The 20861-nt window shown below is 70.7% G+C and carries 21 protein-coding genes; 9 read left to right on the forward strand and 12 right to left on the reverse strand.

Annotated features, from left to right (window positions below):
* Positions 1-28: 28 nt before the first annotated feature.
* The gene (locus QA861_RS33605) at positions 29-1654 is read right to left on the reverse strand and encodes a monocarboxylic acid transporter (RefSeq protein ID WP_334592418.1); all 1626 of its coding nucleotides are present in this window, start codon (positions 1652-1654) and stop codon (positions 29-31) included.
* The gene (locus QA861_RS33610; RefSeq protein WP_334592419.1) at positions 1651-2007 is read right to left on the reverse strand and encodes a DUF485 domain-containing protein; all 357 of its coding nucleotides are present in this window, start codon (positions 2005-2007) and stop codon (positions 1651-1653) included. The genes QA861_RS33605 and QA861_RS33610 overlap by 4 nt, the downstream gene beginning before the upstream one ends.
* Positions 2008-2466: 459 nt before the next feature.
* On the opposite strand from QA861_RS33610, the gene QA861_RS33615 reads away from it, so the two are divergent.
* The 4 genes from QA861_RS33615 (at position 2467) to QA861_RS33630 (ending at position 8209) form a co-directional block, all read left to right on the forward strand.
* Entirely contained in the window at positions 2467-3999 is a 1533-nt protein-coding gene (locus QA861_RS33615) for a S8 family peptidase (protein WP_334592421.1), read from the forward strand.
* A gap of 85 nt (positions 4000-4084) precedes the next feature.
* The gene (locus QA861_RS33620) at positions 4085-5611 is read left to right on the forward strand and encodes a S8 family peptidase (RefSeq protein WP_334592423.1); all 1527 of its coding nucleotides are present in this window, start codon (positions 4085-4087) and stop codon (positions 5609-5611) included.
* 126 nt (positions 5612-5737) lie between these two features.
* A complete protein-coding gene (locus QA861_RS33625; protein ID WP_334592425.1) occupies positions 5738-7120 on the forward strand; it encodes a CoA transferase in 1383 nt (460 codons plus the stop codon).
* Between the two features lie 60 nt (positions 7121-7180).
* Positions 7181-8209 (forward strand): CopD family protein, encoded by a 1029-nt coding sequence (locus QA861_RS33630; protein WP_443041615.1) that lies wholly within the window; start codon positions 7181-7183, stop codon positions 8207-8209.
* Here the strand turns inward: QA861_RS33630 and QA861_RS33635 are convergent.
* Together QA861_RS33635 and QA861_RS33640 are read right to left on the reverse strand one after the other, a co-directional pair.
* A complete protein-coding gene (locus QA861_RS33635; protein ID WP_334592427.1) occupies positions 8175-8876 on the reverse strand; it encodes a lysoplasmalogenase in 702 nt (233 codons plus the stop codon). The two genes, QA861_RS33630 and QA861_RS33635, sit on opposite strands and share 35 nt — an antisense overlap.
* Positions 8873-9742: a sterol desaturase family protein gene (locus QA861_RS33640; RefSeq protein ID WP_334592428.1), complete on the reverse strand. Its 870-nt coding sequence runs from the start codon at positions 9740-9742 to the stop codon at positions 8873-8875. Before QA861_RS33640 ends, QA861_RS33635 begins: the two co-directional genes overlap by 4 nt.
* A 164-nt stretch (positions 9743-9906) precedes the next feature.
* On the opposite strand from QA861_RS33640, the gene QA861_RS33645 reads away from it, so the two are divergent.
* The 5 genes from QA861_RS33645 (at position 9907) to QA861_RS33665 (ending at position 14814) form a co-directional block, all read left to right on the forward strand.
* Positions 9907-10917 (forward strand): DEDDh family exonuclease, encoded by a 1011-nt coding sequence (locus QA861_RS33645; RefSeq protein WP_334592429.1) that lies wholly within the window; start codon positions 9907-9909, stop codon positions 10915-10917.
* A 79-nt stretch (positions 10918-10996) separates the two neighbouring features.
* Complete coding sequence (locus QA861_RS33650) at positions 10997-11230, forward strand: metallothionein (protein ID WP_078507207.1); 234 nt, start codon at positions 10997-10999, stop codon at positions 11228-11230.
* Positions 11231-11328: 98 nt separating this feature from the next.
* Complete coding sequence (locus tag QA861_RS33655) at positions 11329-12135, forward strand: SURF1 family cytochrome oxidase biogenesis protein (protein WP_334592430.1); 807 nt, start codon at positions 11329-11331, stop codon at positions 12133-12135.
* A 76-nt stretch (positions 12136-12211) separates the two neighbouring features.
* Positions 12212-14053, forward strand: a complete 1842-nt coding sequence (locus tag QA861_RS33660; RefSeq protein ID WP_334592431.1) for a glycoside hydrolase family 15 protein — start codon at positions 12212-12214, stop codon at positions 14051-14053.
* A 5-nt stretch (positions 14054-14058) separates the two neighbouring features.
* On the forward strand, positions 14059-14814 hold the full coding sequence (locus QA861_RS33665) for an SDR family oxidoreductase (RefSeq protein WP_334592433.1): 756 nt from the start codon (positions 14059-14061) through the stop codon (positions 14812-14814).
* 291 nt (positions 14815-15105) lie between these two features.
* Here QA861_RS33665 and amaP read toward each other — a convergent pair whose 3' ends face one another.
* The 8 genes from amaP to QA861_RS33705 all read right to left on the reverse strand — a co-directional run bounded on the left by amaP (position 15106) and on the right by QA861_RS33705 (position 20822).
* Entirely contained in the window at positions 15106-15684 is a 579-nt protein-coding gene (gene amaP / locus QA861_RS33670; RefSeq protein WP_334592434.1) for an alkaline shock response membrane anchor protein AmaP, read from the reverse strand.
* A 6-nt stretch (positions 15685-15690) separates the two neighbouring features.
* The gene (locus QA861_RS33675; protein ID WP_334592435.1) at positions 15691-16389 is read right to left on the reverse strand and encodes a DUF6286 domain-containing protein; all 699 of its coding nucleotides are present in this window, start codon (positions 16387-16389) and stop codon (positions 15691-15693) included.
* Complete coding sequence (locus QA861_RS33680; protein WP_334594930.1) at positions 16386-16754, reverse strand: hypothetical protein; 369 nt, start codon at positions 16752-16754, stop codon at positions 16386-16388. The genes QA861_RS33675 and QA861_RS33680 overlap by 4 nt, the downstream gene beginning before the upstream one ends.
* A gap of 51 nt (positions 16755-16805) precedes the next feature.
* On the reverse strand, positions 16806-16991 hold the full coding sequence (locus tag QA861_RS33685; protein ID WP_334592436.1) for a hypothetical protein: 186 nt from the start codon (positions 16989-16991) through the stop codon (positions 16806-16808).
* A gap of 42 nt (positions 16992-17033) precedes the next feature.
* Positions 17034-17534 carry an Asp23/Gls24 family envelope stress response protein gene (locus tag QA861_RS33690; protein WP_334592437.1) on the reverse strand — a complete coding sequence of 167 codons (501 nt, stop codon included), beginning with the start codon at positions 17532-17534 and terminating at the stop codon, positions 17034-17036.
* 148 nt (positions 17535-17682) lie between these two features.
* Positions 17683-18504, reverse strand: coding sequence for an enoyl-CoA hydratase/isomerase family protein (locus QA861_RS33695; RefSeq protein ID WP_334592438.1), 822 nt, complete (start codon positions 18502-18504; stop codon positions 17683-17685).
* A gap of 135 nt (positions 18505-18639) precedes the next feature.
* The gene (locus QA861_RS33700) at positions 18640-18861 is read right to left on the reverse strand and encodes a helix-turn-helix domain-containing protein (RefSeq protein WP_006123601.1); all 222 of its coding nucleotides are present in this window, start codon (positions 18859-18861) and stop codon (positions 18640-18642) included.
* Positions 18862-19223: 362 nt separating this feature from the next.
* Complete coding sequence (locus QA861_RS33705) at positions 19224-20822, reverse strand: ABC-F family ATP-binding cassette domain-containing protein (RefSeq protein ID WP_334594931.1); 1599 nt, start codon at positions 20820-20822, stop codon at positions 19224-19226.
* Positions 20823-20861 lie beyond the last annotated feature (39 nt).

Raw genomic sequence — 20861 nt, forward strand, 5'->3', positions numbered from 1 at the left:
TGCCTTGCCGGCGAACGAACGCCTGGCGTCAGTGCGCTCCGGTTCCCGTGAGGGACCGCACCTCCAGTTCGGCGTACTTGCCGGTGTCGGGCTCCTCCTTGGAGAGGACCGTGCCGAGCCAGCCCATGAGGAAGCCGAACGGGATGGAGATGATGCCGGGGTTCTTCAGCGGGAACCAGTGGAAGTCGACGCCCGGGAACATCGCCTTCGGGTCGCCGGAGACGACCGGCGAGAACAGCACCAGGCCGACCGCCACGATCAGGCCGCCGTAGATCGACCACAGGGCGCCCTGGGTGGTGAACTTCTTCCAGAAGAGGCTGTAGAGGATCGTGGGCAGGTTGGCGGACGCGGCGACCGCGAACGCCAGTGCGACCAGGCCGGCCACGTTGAGGTCGCGGGCGAGGGCGCCCAGGGCGATGGAGACGATGCCGATGAAGACGGTGGACCAGCGGGCCGCCTTCATCTCCTCCTTCTCGGTGGCCTTCCCCTTGCGGATGACGTTGGCGTAGATGTCGTGCGCGAAGGACGACGACGAGGCCAGCGTGAGGCCGGCGACGACGGCGAGGATCGTCGCGAAGGCGACCGCCGAGATCGTCGCGAGCAGCACCGCGCCCCAGGTCGAGTCGACGCCGCCGATGTGCAGGGCGAGCAGCGGCGCGGCCGTGTTGCCCGAGGGGTTGGAGTCGGTGATCTCCTTCGGGTCGATCAGTGCGGCGGCGCCGAAGCCGAGCGCGATCGTCATCAGGTAGAAGCCGCCGATGATGCCGATGGCCCAGTTCACGGACTTCCGGGCGGCCTTGGCGGTGGGCACCGTGTAGAAGCGGATCAGGATGTGCGGCAGACCGGCGGTGCCGAGGACCAGGGCGATGCCCAGGGAGATGAAGTCCAGCTTGGTGGTGCCGGTGGCGCCGTACTGCAGGCCGGGCTCCAGGAAGGCGTCGCCCTTGCCGCTGCGCTCGGCGGCGGTGCCGAGCAGATCGGAGATGTTGAAGTTGAACTTCAGCAGCACCAGGAACGTAATGAGGATCGTGCCGCTGATGAGCAGCACGGCCTTGACCATCTGGACCCAGGTGGTGCCCTTCATGCCGCCGATGGAGACGTACACGATCATCAGGACGCCGACGAGGGCGACGATGGCGACCTTGCCCGCGTCCGAGGTGATGCCGAGGAGGAGCGAGACGAGGACGCCCGCGCCGGCCATCTGGGCCAGCAGGTAGAAGATCGAGACGACGATCGTCGACGTGCCGGCGGCCGTGCGGACCGGACGCTGACGCATGCGGTACGCGAGGACGTCACCCATGGTGTAGCGGCCCGAGTTGCGCAGCGGTTCGGCCACCAGGAGCAGGGCGACCAGCCAGGCGACGAGGAAGCCGATGGAGTACAGGAAGCCGTCGTACCCGAAGAGGGCGATCGCGCCCGCGATGCCGAGGAAGGACGCGGCGGACATGTAGTCGCCGGAGACCGCGAGGCCGTTCTGGAACGCGGTGAACTGGCGCCCGCCGGCGTAGAAGTCCGCGGCGCTCTTGGTCTGGCGGCCCGCCCAGACGGTGATGACGAGGGTCGCGACGACGAACACCGCGAACAGGGAGATGATCAGCGGCCGGTGCTCGCTGGCCTCCCCGGCCGCGAGAACACTCTGCTGTACGGGGCTCATGCGTCGCCCTCCATCCGGGACTTGATCGCCTCACCCTTGGGGTCGAGGTTGGCGGCGGCGTGCCGCGAGTACCACCAGGCGATGAGGAACGTGGTGACGAACTGGGCGATGCCGAGGACGAAGGCGACGTTGATGTGGCCGACGAGCTTGGTGCCCATGAAGCCGCCCGCGTAGTTCGACAGCAGGACGTACAGCAGGTACCAGGCGATGAAGCCGAGGGTCAGCGGGAAGGCGAAGGAGCGGTGGGCGCGGCGCAGTTCACCGAACTCAGCGCTCTGCTGGACCTCGACGAACTCCTCCGTGGAGGGGTAGTGGTGCTCTGTCTTCGAGGGGGGCGGTGCGTCGGTAGCCACGGAGTCTCCTCGCGTTGCGGGTGCGGTCACGACAGTGGACGGGGGTGCGTGGTCGTTCGGGGACGGGGTCGGGCTGGGTACGGACATGACTCTTCTCTGACCTCGCGGTGATCTGGATCACAGGGGGTCGGCTCGCGATGGTAGGGCCCCCACGCGTGATCCGACAGGGGCCCGATGGTCCTCGCGCTCCCTGCCCAAGGTCACGGCGCCACGCGAGGACCGGTTCAACTCCCCGCGCTTCTTTCCGAACTGGTCTCCGGAAGTCATTGCTGGCCAGCGGCGATGCGGGATAGCTTCGCCCTGTACCACCCGTCATGTACCTGCAAATTCGGGGGTGCGGGCCATGCGCCCGTGCCCGCCTTTTCGCGCGTACACAACTGTTGTCCGTCCCTGCTACGCGCTTGCCCGGCAACCATCCTTGTCCGGGCGAGCCTCGTTTCCGGATGATGTGGAGAACCCATGGCTCATCTGCGCTCCAGACGCCGGCTCGCTCTCGCGGTGCCGGTCGTGCTGTCCCTGACCGCCTCCCTCGGCTTCCTGCCCGTGGCCGCTTCGGCCGCCGCACCGGCCGCCTTCGTCACCCGCGCCGCCGACGGTCCGAACCTCGCGTATGTCGTCAACACCAAGAGCACCGACCATCACACGATCGGGGCGGTGACGAAGGCGATCTCCAAGGCCGGCGGCACCGTCGTCATCACGTACGGCAGGATCGGTGTGATCGTCGTCCACTCCGCGAACCCCTCGTTCGGGGCGGAGATCCGCGCGGCGCGCGGTGTGAGGTCCGCGGGTGCCACCCGGACCACACCGCTGGTGGCCGCCGGGACGACCGACGAGGGCGCGGCGGACTATCTGACGGCCGCGGAGGCAGCCAAGGTCGAGGCCGTGTCGGCCAGGACCCCCGAGAGCGAGCCCCTCGAAGCCGACCAGTGGGACCTGCGGTCGATCGGCGCCGACAAGGCCGCGAAGATCAACCCGGGCAGCCGTAAGGTCACCGTCGCCGTGATCGACACCGGCGTCGACGACACCCACCCCGACCTCGCCCCGAACTTCTCCGCGTCCCAGTCGGCGAACTGCGTCGGCGGCGTCGCGGACACCAGCGCGGGTGCGTGGCGTCCGTACACCGCCGAGGACTACCACGGCACCCATGTCGCCGGTGAGATAGCCGCCGCCCGCAACGGCATCGGGGTGGCCGGGGTCGCGCCCGGCGTGAAGGTCTCCGGCATCAAGGTGAGCGACCCGGACAACGGGCTCTTCTACCCGGAGAGCGTCGTGTGCGCCTTCGTGTTCGCCGCCGACCACGGCGTCGAGATCACGAACAACAGCTACTACGTCGATCCCTGGCTGTACAACTGCCTGGACGACCCCGATCAGCGGGCCATTGCCGACGCGGTCAACAGGGCGCAGCTGTACGCGACGAAGAAGGGCACCCTGAACCTGGCGTCGGCGGGCAACTCCAGCCACGACCTGGACTCCGACGCGATCGTGGACGACACCAGCCCCGACGACTCGACGACGGTCACGCGCACGATCGACCCGCACGAGTGCTTCGACGTGCCGACCCAGCTCCCGGGTGTCGTCACGGTGAGCGCCACGGGCGTCGACAACGTCAAGTCGTACTACTCCACCTACGGCAACGGCGCCATCGACATCGCGGCCCCCGGCGGCGACCGCAAGTACCAGATACCGGACACGCCGTCGAAGAACGGCCGCATCCTGTCCACCATGCCGAACGGCGAGTACGGCTTCCTGCAGGGCACCTCGATGGCCTCGCCGCACGCCGCGGGCGTCGCCGCGCTGCTCAAGTCGAAGCACCCGAAGGCGACTCCGGCCCAGCTCCAGGCGCTGCTCAAGGTCCAGGCCGACAACCCCGGCTGTCCCGTGTCGTACGACCAGGACGGTGACGGCACGCAGGACGCGGTGTGCGAGGGCGGCAAACGGGTCAACGGATTCTTCGGGTTCGGAATCGTCGACGCGCTGCGCGCGGTCAAGTGACCCGCGCCTTCTGCCACGTTTCCCGGTCTTTCCGCACAGTCCGCACGATCCCCACGTCCACGAACGAAGGAACTGGAGACCCTCTATGACAGCGTCTCACTCGCGCTCCCGCCGCGCCGTGGCGATCCCGGTCGGGATGGTCATGGCGTCGGCGTTCGCCTTCCTGCCGAACATCCAGGCCGTCGCGGTCGACACCGAGGCAGCCCCCGTCACGGCCGACGCGACCTCGCTCAGCTATGTCGTCAACGTGTTCCCCGGGTTCGGTCCCTCCCAGTACGTCAGGAAGGCCATCGCGAAGGCCGGCGGCACGATCGTGACGTCGTACGACCGGATCGGGGTGGTCGTCGTCCACTCGACGAACCCCGACTTCGCCAAGCTCATCCGCAAGGTGCCGGGCGTGCAGTCGGCCGGCAACACGCGCAACGCGCCGCTGCCCGCGCAGTCGACCACCGACGAGGGCGCCCCGAAGGCGCTCTCCGCGGCGGAGATAGCGAGCGCCACCGCCGGCGCGACCGCGGCCCAGGACCCCCTGGAGCCGCTGCAGTGGGACCTGCCCGCCATCAAGGCGGACAAGGCGCACGAGAAGACGCTCGGCAGCCGCCGGGTCACCGTCGCCGTGATCGACACCGGCGTCGACGACACCCACCCCGACATCGCGCCCAACTTCGACCGCGCCGCCTCGGTCAACTGTGTGACGGGCAAGCCCGACACGACCGACGGGGCCTGGCGGCCGACCACGGGCGAGAGCCCGCACGGCACGCACGTCGCCGGTGAGATCGCCGCCGCCAAGAACGGCATCGGCGTCACGGGCGTCGCGCCGGGCGTGAAGGTCTCCGGCATCAAGGTGTCGACCACGGCCGGCTACTTCTACACGGAGGCCGTCGTCTGCGGCTTCGTGTGGGCGGCCGAGCACGGCGTCGACATCACGAACAACAGCTATTACACGGACCCCTGGTACTTCAACTGCAAGAACGACCCGGACCAGAAGGCCCTGGTCGACGCCATCACCCGGGCCACGCGGTACGCGGAGCACAAGGGCGTCGTCAACGTCGCGGCGGCCGGCAACGAGAGCTACGACCTCGCGGCCGACGAGATCACCGACCCGGTCTCCCCCAACGACGCGACGCCCTCGGACCGGGTCGTCGACCCGTCCGAGTGCTACGACATCCCGACCCAGCTCCCGGGTGTGGTGACGGTGTCCTCGACCGGCGCCAAGGGCATCAAGTCGTCCTTCTCCAACCACGGCCTGGGGGTCATCGACATAGCCGCCCCCGGCGGCGACTCGACCCGCTTCCAGACGCCGGCCCCGCCGGCCACCAGCGGTCTGATCCTCGGCCCGCTGCCCGGCGGCACCTGGGGTTACATGGCGGGTACGTCGATGGCGACCCCGCACGTCGCTGGCGTGGCCGCCCTGATCAAGTCGACGCACCCGCACGCCTCGGCCGCCCTCGTGAAGGCGCTCCTGTACGCCGAGGCGGACGCCACGCCGTGCACGGACCCGTACGACATCGACGGTGACGGCAAGGTCGACGCGGTGTGCGAGGGCCGGAAGAACTACAACGGCTTCTACGGCCACGGCGTCGCCGACGCCCTGGACGCGGTGACGAAGTAGCTCCTCCCCGGTATTGATCCTCTGGGGTATCGATTTTCCTCTGTGGGCCGGTCAGCCTCGTGCTGTCCGGCCCACTGCGTTGATCCCGTACGGATGTCCATCCAGTACACACGGCATAGTTCGCCTATGACTGTGTTGAGCACGGAGTACACCTGGGCCGCGCTGGGCGGCGATCCCGCCGCCCCCGCCCGGATCTCGACCGTCGTACGCACCGGAGTACTCGCATCACGGCTTCCGGTACGGGAGTCGGCGCGGGCCTGCGTGGGCGCGTGCGCGCTGGCCGCCGCGGAACTGGGCGCCCTCCGGGCCGGGTTGCCCGAGATGCCCGGGGTTCGTGTGGACGACGGCGCGATCGCCACGGCCCTCGTCAGCGAGCGGCATCTGCTGGTCGACGGACGCGCACCGGTCTCCTTCGCGCCGCTGTCGCGCTTCTGGCGGACGGCGGACGGCTGGGTGCGCACCCATGCGAACTACCCGCATCACCGAGCACGTCTGCTCGCCGCCCTGGGCACGTCCGAGGACCCGGAGTCCGTCGCCGCCGCGCTCGCCGAACGCTCCTCGGTGGAGGCCGAGGAGACCGTGTACGCCGCCGGGGGCCTCGCCGTCGCGCTGCGTACGGCCGAGGAGTGGGCCGCGCACGAGCAGGGCGCGGCGGTGGCTGCGCGGCCCCTTGTCGAGCGCGGGCGGCTGGACTCGGCACGCGCGCGCGTGCTCGCGCCGATCGGCACCGACCCCTTGCTGCCCGCCGCCGGAGTCCGGGTCCTCGACCTGACCCGGGTCATCGCGGGCCCTGTCGCCACCCGCACGCTCGCCCTGCTCGGCGCGGACGTGCTGCGCGTGGACGCGCCTCAGCTGCCAGAACTCCCGGACCAGCACACCGACACGGGTTTCGGGAAGCGGTCGGCGGTGCTGGACCTGAGGACCGACCGGCGAGCCTTCGAGGAACTCCTCGCCGGCGCCGACGTCGTCGTCACCGGGTACCGGCCCGGCGCCCTGGACCCCTTCGGGCTCTCGCCGGAAGCGCTGGCCGAGCGCAGGCCCGGAGTGGTCGTGGGGCAGTTGTCTGCGTGGGGTGCGTACGGGCCCTGGGGTGAGCGGCGGGGCTTCGACAGCCTGGTGCAGGCCGCCTCGGGCATCGCGGTGGCGGAGGGGTCGGCCGAGGAACCGGGCGCCCTGCCCGCACAGGCGCTCGATCACGGCACGGGGTATCTGCTGGCGGCGGGGGTGCTGCGGGCGCTGAGCGACCAGGTGCGGGAAGGTGGCAGCCGGTTCGTGCGGCTGGCGCTGGCCGGCACGGCCGGGTGGCTGACGAGCGGGGCGGAGCAAGGCCAGCGGATGCCCGCGGCTGACTCCGCGTACGACGGACCGGAGGCGTGGCTCGCCGAGCGGGACAGCGCGCTGGGGCGGCTGCGGTACGCGCGACCGCCGGTCTCCTTCACGGGCGGGCCGGTCGACTGGGCACGGCCTCCCGGCGTTTGGGGGACCGATCGGGCGCGCTGGGTGTATTGAGGCAGACACAGCGTTGAGTACGTGGGGGTTTACGGCGTCACGGCCGGTGAGGATCTTGGGGTGGGCTTGACACGACCGACTGACGGGCCGTCCGGCGAGGACCGGCCCGCGAGAACGCCCGACGGCTCACGCCCCGGCACCGGCCGGGCCGTCGCCGTACTGGTCCTGGTGCTGCTGGCCGCCCTGATTCCGCTGCTCGGGCCGTCCGTCGCCCTGGACGGCACCGGGGAGGCCGCCGCGCCCGGCGTGGGCGGGATCGGGCTGCTGCGGACGGCGCTGTTCGCCGCGCTGTGCGTTCCGGTGGGCGAGATGTTCGTGCACCGGCTGGCCGGCAGGCTTCCCGGGGCGCCACCGGAGCGGGCGCGCGCCTGGGCGCCGTACGCGGCCGGTGTCGGTTTCGTCGCCGCGCTGGGGCTCGCCTCGGTGGTGTCGACCGGCAACCTCGTACCGCACAGCCTGGCCGCGATCGACGTGGGCGGCCTGTACGAGTCCCGGGACGGCAAGCTGGCGCTGCTGGAGGTCAACGGGTTCGCCGCGGCGGGCCTGTGCGCCCTCTCGGCGCGCCCGGCCATCCAGGTCTGGCCGTTGGCGGCGGTGGCCGTGGCGGAGGCGCTGCGGGCCCATCCGGCGCCGGAGCTCGACCCGCTGACCGGCTCGGCGCTGACGTTCGTCCATCTCACCTGCGCGGCGCTGTGGGTGGGCGGACTGCTGTACGTCCTGCGCACGTTGCCTCTCTGGGGCGCCGCCCGGGAGGCGCGCGTGGCGTTGTTGGGCCTCTACGCGCGCGTGGCGGCCGTTCTGCTCGCCCTGATCACCGCCACGGGCATCTGGAGCACGCTCCGCCGGATGCCGCCGGGCACGGTCCTGGACCAGCTCACGTCGACGGCGTACGGCCGCACGCTGCTCGCCAAGGTGATCCTCGTGGTGGCCGTCGCCGGCCTCGCCCTGTGGGCGCGGCTGCGGCTGAGCCGGGCGGCCGACCCGCTCACCGCCTGCTCCCCCGCGCGCGCGGAGGTCGTCGCGCTGGGGCTGGTCGTCGCGGTGTCGGGGCTGCTCACCGCGTTGCCGGTGCCGATCCGCTGGACGTGACGGGTGGGGGCGTCGCGGTTCTCGCCGCCGCGAGTACGCCGCCGGTCAGGAGCCACTGGGCCGCGAGGTACGTGAGCATGATCCAGAAGTCGGGTGCGGGGAGCTGGGGCAGGTCCGCGACGCCGGTCGCGATGAGGGTGTCGGAGAGCAGGAAGAGCGCGCCGCCCGTGCCGGCGAGGAGGCCGAGTGCCGTGGCCCGGTGGGCCATCACGGTCAGCAGGAGGCTGTAACCGGTGACGGGGACGCGGAGTTCGGCGGGGAGGCCGGGCCATAGGACGGCGAGGGTGCCGGCCAGGGCCAGGGCGTAGGCCCCGGCGAGCCGGATGCGTGCGCCGCGCGCGCGTGGGGTGCCGTTCGCGGTGCGGTCCCCTTTGCCGTACGTCCTGAAGAGGGCGAGGTAACAGAGGTGTCCGGCCGCGAAGGCGGCCATGCCGGCCAGGAACGGCGGGTCGGCGTCGGAGAGCAGCAGGACATCGCCTGCCCAGCCGAGAAGGAGGGCGGCGAGGAGGAGCCGCGGGGCGCCACGAAGGTGTGCGTGGGCGGCGAGAAGGGGCATCAGGAGGGGCTTGGCGAGGGCGTGTCCGGTGTCGGAGCCGGCCGCGAGGGAGATCAGGTCGACGGCCGCCGTGAGGGCGAAGGCGGCGAGGAGAACCCGGGCCGGCCTCACGCGCCGACGGTCTCTTCGGCCGGTTCCCGGCGCGGGTGTGCGGGCTGCCAGCCCGGCCCCCGGAACACCCGCCCGGCGCGCTCCCGCCAACTGCCCGCCGCCTTGATGTCCTTGACGATCGCGACGTACTCATGAGTGGCGACCCTGACCGGGTTGAACGTGTCGATGTTCTTCGTCAACCCGTAGACAGGTCGTTCGGTCTCGGCGACGAACGAGCTGAAGAGCCGGTCCCAGACGATGAGGATGCCGCCGAAGTTGCGGTCCAGGTAGCCGCCTTGGGAGGCGTGGTGGACACGGTGGTGCGAGGGTGTGTTGAGGACGTACTCGAACCACCGGGGCATGCGGTCGATCCGCTCGGTGTGGATCCAGAACTGGTAGACGAGGTTCACGGAGGAGCAGAAGGCGAGCGCCGCCGGGTGCACACCGAGGGCGACGAGGGGAACGTAGAACGGCCAGACGGTGAGCGTCGTCCAGGGCTGGCGCAGAGCCGTCGTCAGGTTGAAGCTGCGGCTGGAGTGGTGGACGACGTGGCAGGCCCAGAGGATGCGGACGACGTGGTGGCCGCGGTGGGACCAGTAGTAGAAGAAGTCCTGGGCCAGCAGCATGAGCGGGACGGTCCACCACAGCACGGGGACGCGCAGGGGCGTGAGTTGGTGGACGGCCGTGTAGAGGGCGACTATCGGGATCTTCCACAGGAAGTCGAAGGCCAGGCTGCCGAGTCCCATGCCGACACTGGTGGCGGCGTCCTTGGCCTCGTACCCGGCGGCGTCCTCGTCGGGGTGGATCCGGACACTGATCATCTCGATGACCGTGAGCAGCACGAAGGCGGGTATCGACCAGGCCACGACGTCGGGGAGGTTGGGCATGACTGCACGTTAGGACGCCACACAGGCGGCGCATAGACGTTGTTACTGACAAGTATTCAGCACAGAACGCGCTTGCTTGTTGGCGGTCTCCGCCAACGGGTGCGCGGCGGACGCGCGACAGGCGCGCGACGGAGTGTCAGTCGCGGCCCGTATTCTCTGGGACCATGCTCGAAGACCTGACGCCCACGCCGTCCCCCGCCCCGTGGCCGACCGCATATCCCCAGGGGTACGCGGTCGTTGACGTCGAGACGACCGGTCTGTCCCGGGACGACCGGATAATCTCCGCCGCGGTCTACCGGCTGGACGCGCACGGCGAGGTCGAGGACCACTGGTACACAACGGTCAATCCGGAACGGGATCCCGGGCCGGTGTGGATCCACGGGCTGACGAGCGACGCCCTGGAGGGTGCCCCGCTCTTCGTGGACATCGCCGAGGAGTTCGCGTCCCGGCTCGCCGACCGTGTGCTCGTCGCGCACAACGCCGTCTTCGACTGGTCGATGATCGCCCGGGAGTACGCGCGCGCGGAGCGCGAGGCTCCGGTGCGGCAGCGGCTGTGCACCATCGCGCTGTCCAAGGAGCTGGGACTGCCGCTGCCCAACCACAAACTGGAGACCCTCGCCGCGCACTACGGGGTCGTCCAGCAGCGGGCCCACCACGCACTGGACGACGCGCGGGTGCTCGCCGAGGCGTTCCGGCCCAGTCTGCACGCGGCGGCGCGGGGCGGCGTACGACTGCCGCTGCTGGAGTGCCGGCCGCTGACGGAGTGGTCCGGATCGGCCGCGACCGGCGGCTCCGCCCGCCCCCAGATCGGGCGGCAGGCCACCGGGGGCTACGGGAGCTATCAGCCGACCAGTTGGCGCCCGTCCCGCAAGCGGCCGGCGTGCCCGTACCCCAACCCGGGGCGCTACGAGGACGGCCAGCCGCTCAGGCAGGGCATGCGGGTGGCGTTCTCCGGGGACACCTCGGTCGAGCGCGACCTGCTGGAGGACCGGGCCGTCGAGGCGGGACTGCATGTCGCGACGAGCCTGTCCCGGCTGACCAGCCTGCTCGTCACCAACGACCCCGACTCCATGACCTCGAAGGTGGTCAAGGCCCGGCAGTACGGCACGCCGGTCATCGACGAGGCGGCTTTCGGGCAGCTCTTGCGGGACGTGGTACCCGCGGCGGGGAGATGACCGTACGGACGGGTGATTGGCGCCCGACTCGCCCGGCGCCGTCTCGCTCGCACGGCGCCGACGGCCCACCCTGTGGCCCATGGCCAGTTGTGAAGTCTGCGGAAACAGTTACGGAATGACCTTCGAGGTGCACGCGCAGGGGTCGGTGCACGTCTTCGACTGCTTCGCCTGCGCGATCCACCGCATGGCACCCATCTGCGAGCACTGCCGGGTCCAGATCATCGGGCAGGGCGTCGAGGCCGAGGGCCACTGGTACTGCGGGGCGCACTGCGCACGCGCGGAGGGGAGGGTGGGGATCGTCGACAGGGTCTGAGACGGCCCGGGAGGGTTCGAGAGGCCCGCGTCCCGGTCCGTACCCCCTGGACGCACCCCCCTGAACGCACCCCACGGGCGAGTTGTACCGTCAGTGGGGTGTACCGCTTCCTCTTGTCCCGGCAGTGGGTGATCCTCACGCTGGTCGCCCTCGTCCTCATCCCCACGATGATCAGGCTGGGCATCTGGCAGATGCACCGTTACGAAGAGCGCAGCGCCCGTAACCAGCTGGTCGCCGACGCGCTGTCCGCCGATCCGGTGCCCGTGGAGAAGCTGACCTCCCCCGGTCACACCGTCACCACCGACGAGCGGTACCACACCGTCAGCGCCAAGGGTCGTTTCGACACCGACCACGAGGTCGTCGTCCGTCGCCGCACCAACTCCGACGACGAGGTCGGCTACCACGTCCTGACCCCCTTCGTCCTCGACGACGGCAAGGTCCTGCTGGTCAACCGGGGCTGGATCCCGTCGGACGGTCCGAGCCAGACCGCGTTCCCCACGATCCCGGCGCCCCCCAAGGGCCAGATCACCGTCACCGGGCGGCTGATGCCCGCCGAGACGACCGCGGCGAGCGGTATCAAGAACCTCAAGGGGCTGCCGGACCGGCAGGTCATGCTGATCAACAGCGAGCAGGAGGCCCGGCGGCTCGGCGCCGAGGTGCTCGGCGGCTACATCGTGCTGACGACACCCGAACCGAAGGGCGACACCCCGGAGCTGCTGGGCAAGCCGGGCGACGAGAACGCCGCACTGAACTACGCCTACGCCATCCAATGGTGGCTGTTCTCCGCCGCTGTCCCCCTGGGCTGGGTGATCCTCGTCCGCCGGGAACGCCGGGACCGCGCGGAGGCCGAAGCCGCGGCACATGAGGCGCGGGATTCGCCGGACACCGAGCCCGCCACCGTGTGACACCACCCCGTTCGGCGTGAACGGCCGGGTGACGTAACCGGGAGATCTCGGCGTGTGACAGGACGTCTTCGCCCGAATGCCGGGGCCCCACACCGGGAACCCGCCCCTCGTGCACCCCCATCAGAAGCACCGCATCCCTCGTATCGAGGACTACGCCCTCGTCGGCGACCACCAGACCGCCGCGCTCGTCGGCATGGACGGCAGCGTCGACTGGCTGTGTCTGCCCCGCTTCGACTCGGCCGCCTGTTTCGCCGCGCTGCTCGGCGACGAAAGCAACGGGCACTGGCGGATCGCCCCCGAGGGCGCCGACCGGTGCGTCCGGCGCTCCTACCGGCCCGGCACCCTCGTCCTCGACACCGAGTGGGAGACCGACGACGGCGCCGTACGCGTCACCGACCTGATGCCGCAGCGCGACCGCGCCCCCGATCTCGTACGGATCGTCGAGGGCGTACGTGGCGAGGTGACCGTCCGCAGCACGCTGCGGCTGCGCTTCGACTACGGCGCGATCGTGCCCTGGATGCGCCGGACGAACGGGCACCGGGTGGCCGTCGCCGGGCCGGACGCCGTGTGGCTGCGCACCGACGAAGGGGTGCGCACCTGGGGCCGGGACTTCACCACGTACTCGGAGTTCACCGTCGCGGAGGGCGAACGGGTCGCGTTCGTGCTGACCTGGCATCCCTCGCACGAGCCGCATCCGCCGTTCGTCGACCCGTACGAGGCACTGGACGCGGCCGTCTCGGACTGGGAGGCCTGGACGGCGCGCTGTACGTACGAGGGGCCGCACCGGGACGCCGTCGTGCGCTCGCTGATCACCCTCAAGGCGCTGACGTACGCGCCGACCGGCGGGATCGTGGCCGCCCCCACCACCTCGCTCCCCGAGGAACTGGGCGGCGTACGCAACTGGGACTACCGCTACTGCTGGCTGCGCGACTCCACGCTCACCCTGAACGCGCTGCTGTCGGTGGGCTATCACGAGGAGGCCGAGTGCTGGCGTGACTGGCTGCTGCGGGCGGTCGCGGGCGACCCGGCGGACCTCCAGATCATGTACGGGCTCGCAGGTGAGCGCCGGCTGCCCGAGTTCGAGCTGGACTGGCTGCCCGGGTTCGGCGGCTCGGCCCCGGTGCGCATCGGCAACGCCGCGGTACGGCAGCTCCAGCTCGACGTGTACGGCGAGGTCATGGACTCGCTGGCGCTGGCCCGGCGTTCGGGACTGCCGTCGAAGCCGCACATGTGGCGCCTGCAGTGCGCGCTCATGGAGTTTTTGGAGACGGCGTGGCGGCTGCCCGACGAGGGGCTGTGGGAGGTGCGCGGCCCACGCCGGCACTTCGTGCACTCGAAGGTGATGGCCTGGGTGGCGGCGGACCGCGCGGTGCGTCAGCTGGAGCTCAACCCGAAGCTGAGCGGCGGCGACCTGGAGGGCTGGCGGGCGATGCGCGACGAGGTGCACCGGGAGGTGTGCGAACGCGGCTACGACCCGGAGCGCAACACGTTCACCCAGTTCTACGGCTCCCGCGAACTCGACGCCGCCGTACTGCTCCTGCCCCGCGTCGGCTTCCTGCCGCCGGACGACCCGAGGATCGTCGGCACCGTCGACGCGATCAGGGACGAGCTGGGGCACGGTGGGTTCGTCCGCCGCTACAGCACGGACGGTCCCGTGGTCGATGGGCTGCCCGGCGACGAGGGCGTGTTCCTGGCCTGCTCGTTCTGGCTGGTGGACGCCCTGCACATGATCGGCCGTACGAAGGAGGCGCAAGCCCTCTTCGAACGCCTGGTCGCTGTCACCAACGACGTGGGGCTGCTGGCAGAGGAGTACGACCCGATCGCCGACCGTCAGCTCGGCAACTTCCCCCAGGCGTTCAGCCACATCGGCCTCGTCAACACCGCCCTCACCCTGTACGGCGAGAACCGGGCAGGATAGGGACCATGGATCTTGGACTGAAGGACCGGGTGTACGTCGTCACCGGAGCCACCCGGGGACTGGGCAACGCCGCCGCGCGCGAACTCGTCGCCGACGGCGCGAAAGTGGTCATCACAGGGCGGGACGAGAAGACGGTCACGGAGGCGGCGGCGGCCCTGGGCCCGGGGGCGGTGGGCGTGGCCGCGGACAACTCCGACCCGGAGGTCGGGGAACGGCTCGTCGCGGCGGCCCGCGAGCACTTCGGGCGCTTCAACGGCATCCTCGTCAGCGTGGGCGGTCCGGCGCCGGGGTTCGTCGCCGACAACACGGACGAGCAGTGGCGGGCCGCGTTCGACTCGGTGTTCCTGGGGGCGGTACGGCTGGCCCGTACGGCGGTGGCGGAGCTGGAGGCGGGCGGGGTCGTCGGGTTCGTGCTGTCCGGTTCGGTGCACGAGCCGATTCCGGGGCTGACCATCTCCAACGGCCTGCGGCCGGGGCTCGCCGGGTTCGCCAAGTCGCTCGCCGACGAGGTGGGGCCGCGCGGGATCAGGGTGGTGGGGTTGTTGCCGGCGCGCATCGACACGGATCGCGTGCGCGAGCTGGACGGGTTGTCGGCGGATCCGGCGGCGACCCGGGTCGCCAACGAGTCGCGGATTCCGTTGCGGCGGTACGGGAAGCCGGAGGAGTTCGGGCGTACGGCGGCGTTTCTGTTGTCGCCTGCGGCGAGCTATCTGACGGGGGTCATGGTGCCTGTCGACGGGGGGATGCGGCACGGGTTTTGAGCGCCGTGGTTGACTGCGGGCGCGTCGGGGCTTGTCGCGCAGTTCCCCGCGCCCCCAGGGGGTGGCTGCGGGCGCGTTGTGGCTTGTCGCGCAGTTCCTCGCGCCCCTAGGGGGTGACAGCGGGGCGCGTTGTGGCTCGTCGCGCAGTTCCCCGCGCCCCTGGGGGTTGACTGCGGGCGCGTTGTGGCTTGTCGCGCAGTTCCCCGCGCCCCCAGGGGGTGGCTGCGGGCGCGTTGTGGCTTGTCGCGCAGTTCCTCGCGCCCCCAGGGAGTTGCTCGTGCTCCTTGATTGCTAGTTGACCCTTTCCGCGCGGTGTTTGACCGCCCTCAGATCCACTTCTGTCGGGAGGGACTTGAGGCCTGCCGAGTCGCGGGCGTTGGTCAGGGCCTCCGTTGTCAGGCGGAGTACCGCCTCCTCCGGGGCCGCGTGTGGCTGGAGGAGGAGTTGGATTCGGGCCTCCGGGGACGTGCGGCTGCCTGTCAGGGTCACATGGGCTCGTTCCACGCCCTCCAGGCGGGCCGCCTCTCCCGCGACCGCGCTCTCCATGGCGCGGCCTCGCAGAAGGGCGTCCTCGTTGTCGCCGGTGTCCACCAGGACCTCGGTGAGGCGGCGTCGGCGCAGGGTCGCGGCGAGCCACCACAGGGACAGGAGGACCAGGGCGGCCAGGACGGCGAGGACCGTCGGCCACCACCAGCCGGCGTCCCGGTAGTGGGTGCGTTCGGCATCGCTCAGCAGTACGTCGTGGCGGTCGTCGTGGATCCACCACGTCGGCCATCGGGCACCGAGCCCCACGGCCAGTACCGAGCCGCCGACGACGATCAGCGCCAGGCCCGCCAGGCCCAGCAGTACGCGGTTGACGATGCGCGGCATCCGTCCTCACCCCTTCCGGCCGGGACGGACGACACGCACCGACAGGGCCGGCGGCCGGGACAGGCCGAGGCTCCTGATCGCATGGGCGAGCACGTCGTCCAGGTCGGCCCGTACGTCGTCGAGTTCGCGGAAATGGGAGACCGCGCGGACGTCGGCCCTGGTGCGGGTCATCCGGACCCGGACCGACTGGACGCCGGACACCTCGACGGCCCGGTCGCGCAGCACCATCGCGGCCGCGGCCCGGTGCAGGCCCGCCCGGACGTCGGTGTGGGTGCGCCGCATCGGCAGGACGCCTCGCAGGCCGGGCGTGACGGCGAGGACGAGGAGCCAGGCGCCGAGGGCCACCGCGACGCCGGCGCCGACCAGGACCCAGGTGTCGTCGAGGGGACGGTCCGCGAGTTGCCCGGCCAGTGACTTCCGCCAGCTCATGGCCTGCCGGTGGGCTCGTACCGCGGTGATGTCGTAGAGGAACGCGCCCGCGACGAGAAGGAGCAGCAGGGCGACGACGGCTGCCGGAACGCGGCGCGCCGACCAGAAGCGGCCGTTCCTGTCCTTCCCGTCGCCGAGGACGGGCAGGGGGTCGTAGGCGGCGGTGGACGAGGACTGCCCCCTTCCCGCGGTGTCGGCCGGCACGTCGTCCGGTTTCTCCAGCACTGGCAGTCTTCGGGTGTTCCCGGAGCCGTCGAAGCCCTGGGGCTCGCTCATCGCGTCCTCCCCTGTGCCTTCCCTGGTGCCGCACCGTGCGGCGGTGCCAGGTGCAGCCGCTCGATCTCGACGGCGACCTCCGGCACGTCCATTCCCGCCAGTGCGTGTACCCGCGAAGCGACCCGATGACGCACTGTCGCGCACTGGCCACCGATATCCGAGGGGTACGGGAGTTCGAGGATCACGCGGACGCGGGCGCGATCGTGGTGGACGACGACCGTGGCGTGCGGGGGTACGGCGTCCGGGGGCAGCTCGGCCAGCGCCTCGCGGGCCGCCTGCGCGGCGATCTTCGCCACGACCCGGTCGGCGATCCGGGTGGCACCGCGTTCACCGGGCGGCACGGCCGGCATGGCCTTGCGGGGCATACGTGTGTCTGCCGGCCGCTCGTCACCGGACTGCTCCTCGGCCACGGGGCGTCACCGCCGCCGGTCGCCGCGGGTGCGGAAGAAGTCACCCAGATCCAGGTCACCCTCCAGAAACCGGCCGACGACGAAGCCGAGGGCGCCCAGGGCGGCCACCAGCAGAAACGCGCCGAAGCCACCGAAGTACCCGGCGAATCCCAGCGCCATTCCGGCGATCATGCCGATCACGGCGATGCTCATGCTGCCCTGCCTTCCCGGTGCTTTGCCGATGCCCCGAATCCGTCACTGCAGCCGGGGCTCGGGTTCTTCTTCCTCTTCTTCGGGCAGCTTGACGTCCGTCACCGCGATGTTGACCTCGACGACCTCCAGGCCGGTCATGCGTTCGACGGCCGCGATGACGTTCTCGCGCACGGCCCGGGCCACGTCGCCGATCGAGACGCCGTACTCGACGACGATCTCCAGGTCGAGAGCCGTCTGTACCTCTCCGACCTCGGCCTTCACCCCACGGCTGACGGACTTCGAGGAGCCGCCCGGTACCCGGTCGCGGACCACGCCGAAGGTCCGGGACAGACCGCTGCCCATCGCGTACACACCGAGCACGTCCCGGGCGGCGAGCCCGGCGATCTTCTCGACGACCCCGTCGGCGATCGTGGTGCGCCCCCGGTCGGCGGGTTCGCCACCGCCGCGCCTGGTGACGTTCGGTTTCCTGAGCTGGGCGGCCCGCGGGTCACCGCCCTGATCGCCTGGCTGCTCCGGCCCACTGGGCTGGGTCATGTCGGTCATCGCCGTACACCCCTTTCGGTCGTCCTCCACCACCCACAGTAGGCGGGGCCGCGCGGACCCGCGCCTGGGATGCGCCAGGCAGGGGACGCGTGAGGGGCCGCTGCCGGGTGGGCAGCGGCCCCTCACGCGCGTGTACGTGTACGAACTGTCAGTCGCCGACGCCGGCCAGGTCCCGCAGCCTGCGGGCCTGGGCGGCACGCTCGGCGGTGCGCTGTTCGTCGTACGTCCGGCCCTGGGCGCCGCGCAGCAGCGCCTTCGTCTCGACGAGGGCGTCCCGGGGCGCGGCGAGCAGCGCCGCGAGAAGCTCGCGTACGGCGTCGTCGAGCTGGTCGGCCGGTACGGCGATGTTGGCGAGGCCGGTGTTCACGGCCTCCTCGGCCTGAACGAAGCGGCCGGTCGCGCAGATCTCCAGCGCGCGGGCGTAACCGACCAGGCCGACGAGCGGATGGGTGCCCGTCAGGTCGGGGACGAGGCCGAGGCTGGTCTCGCGCATGGCGAACTGCACGTCGTCGGCGACGACGCGCAGGTCACAGGCGAGCGCGAGCTGGAAGCCCGCACCGACGGCATGTCCCTGTACTGCGGCGATGGACACGAGGTCGGTGCGCCGCCACCAGGTGAAACCCTCCTGGTACTCGGCGATGGTGCCGTCCAGCGTGGCGTCGTCACTGCGCGCCAGATCGATGAACGACGGCTCGCCGTCGAACCCCTCGGGCGTGAACGCCTGACGATCCAGTCCGGCGGAGAACGACTTGCCCTCGGCGCGCAGCACGACGACACGCACGGTGCCCGGCAGCAGCCGGCCCGCCTCGGCCAGTGCACGCCACAGAGCGGGGCTCTGCGCGTTGCGCTTGGCCGGGTTGGCCAGTGTCACCGTGGCGACCGCGTCGTCGACGGTGAGTCGTACGCCGTCCTTGTCGAGTACGGGAACTTCGGGACCTTGACCAACAACGTCCTGGTCGAACGAAGCCATGGGGCGCCTCCGATGAGTGCGGTCGGATCAGGTGACTGTCCCCTGCGGGACTACCTAAGTGACTGCACAGTAACCACCCAGCCGGTCAGCGGACCGACCGGGTGGTCACCATCGAAGCCGACGAGTCGACGGGGCTCAGGCCGAAGCGGCCTTCTTGCCCCTGGTCGCCCCGCCCCGTCCACGGAGCGTGACGCCCGACTCGCTGAGCATCCGGTGTACGAAGCCATACGAGCGACCGGTTTCTTCGGCCAGCGCTCGAATGCTCGCACCGGAGTCGTACTTCTTCTTCAGGTCTGCCGCGAGCTTGTCGCGCGCGGCGCCGGTTACCCGGCTGCCCTTCTTCAGAGTCTCGGCCACCCGTGCCTCCTCGTGGGAAGTGCGCTCTGGTCCTCTCATGATCACCCCTCAAGCGCGTCATGGCCACCCATTCGGCAAGGTCCGTGAGACAAGGTTTTGACGACAGGAGCGCATCCCCACAACCGGAATTCGGTATTCCGCACGTGCGTGTCCGTACGGCCGAACGAGTTGTTCCGTGAATTGCCTGGTCAGGAACGCGCAACGGCCGGGCCCTTGTCGATGAAGGGCCCGGCCGTGAAATGGATGTAGGACACACCTCGGTATGAGGAGATCTCACACAGATGATGGATCACGGATCGGCCGAATGATCCAGAAGAAGTGGATCAGCGATTCGATCACGTGCCCGTGACCCCGCCGAGCGGTCAGGCGAGGGCCACCAGATCCGCGTAGTCGGCTCCCCACAAGTCCTCGACGCCGTCCGGCAGCAGGATGATCCGCTCCGGCTGGAGCGCGTGGACGGCGCCCTCGTCGTGGGTGACGAGGACGACGGCACCCTTGTACGTGCGCAGCGCGCCGAGGATCTCCTCGCGGCTGGCCGGGTCGAGGTTGTTCGTCGGCTCGTCGAGGAGCAGCACGTTCGCGGAGGAGACCACGAGGGTCGCGAGCGCGAGGCGGGTCTTCTCACCGCCGGAGAGGACGCCGGCGGGCTTGTCGACGTCGTCGCCGGAGAACAGGAACGAGCCGAGCGTCTTGCGGACCTCGACCAGGTCCAGGTCGGGGTTGGCGGAGCGCATGTTCTCCAGGACCGAGCGCTCGGGGTCGAGGGTCTCGTGCTCCTGCGCGTAGTAGCCGAGCTTGAGTCCGTGGCCCTCGATGACCTCACCGGTGTCGGGCTTCTCGGCTCCGCCGAGCAGCCTCAGGAGGGTCGTCTTGCCCGCGCCGTTCAGGCCGAGGATGACGACGCGCGAGCCCTTGTCGATGGCCAGGTCGACGTCGGTGAAGATCTCCAGCGAGCCGTACGACTTCGACAGCCCCTCGGCCATCAGCGGGGTCTTGCCGCAGGGGGCGGGCTCCGGGAAGCGCAGCTTGGCGACCTTGTCGGAGACCCGCACCGCGTCGAGGCCGGCGAGCAGCCGGTCGGCGCGCTTGGCCATGTTCTGCGCGGCGACCGTCTTGGTGGCCTTGGCGCGCATCTTGTCGGCCTGCGCGTTCAGCGCGGCGGCCTTCTTCTCGGCGTTCTGGCGCTCGCGCTTGCGGCGCTTCTCGTCGGCCTCGCGCTGTTGCTGGTAGAGCTTCCAGCCCATGTTGTAGACGTCGATGTGGGCCCGGTTGGCGTCCAGGTAGAACACCTTGTTGACGACCGTCTCGACCAGGTCGACATCGTGGGAGATCACGATGAAGCCACCGCGGTAGGACTTCAGGTAGTCGCGCAGCCAGACGATCGAGTCGGCGTCGAGGTGGTTGGTCGGCTCGTCGAGCAGCAGGGTGTCCGCGTCCGAGAACAGGATGCGGGCCAGCTCGATACGGCGGCGCTGACCACCGGAGAGCGTGTGCAGGGGCTGACCGAGCACCCGGTCGGGCAGGTTGAGCGCGGCGGCGATGGTGGCGGCCTCGGCCTCGGCGGAGTAGCCGCCCTTGGTGAGGAACTCCGTCTCCTGGCGCTCGTACTGCCGCATGGCCTTCTCTCGGGTGGCGCCCGAGCCGTTGGCGATGCGCTGCTCGTTCTCGCGCATCTTGCGGATCAGGGCGTCCAGGCCGCGCGCTGAGAGGATGCGGTCGCTCGCCAGCACGTCGAGGTCGCCGGTGCGGGGGTCCTGGGGGAGGTAGCCGACCTCGCCGGAGCGGGCGATCTGGCCCGCCGCTGGGACGCCCTCGCCCGCGAGGACCTTGGTGAGGGTCGTCTTGCCGGCGCCGTTACGGCCGACCAGGCCGATGCGGTCGCCCTTGACGATACGGAAGGTGGCGGACTCGATGAGGACACGGGCGCCGGCGCGCAGCTCGATACCGGAGGCGGAGATCACGGACATGCTCCAGGGCGGGTTGTTGGCGGGGTGGGCGGC

This window comes from Streptomyces sp. B21-083 (assembly GCF_036898825.1).
Taxonomy (GTDB): Bacteria; Actinomycetota; Actinomycetes; order Streptomycetales; family Streptomycetaceae; genus Streptomyces.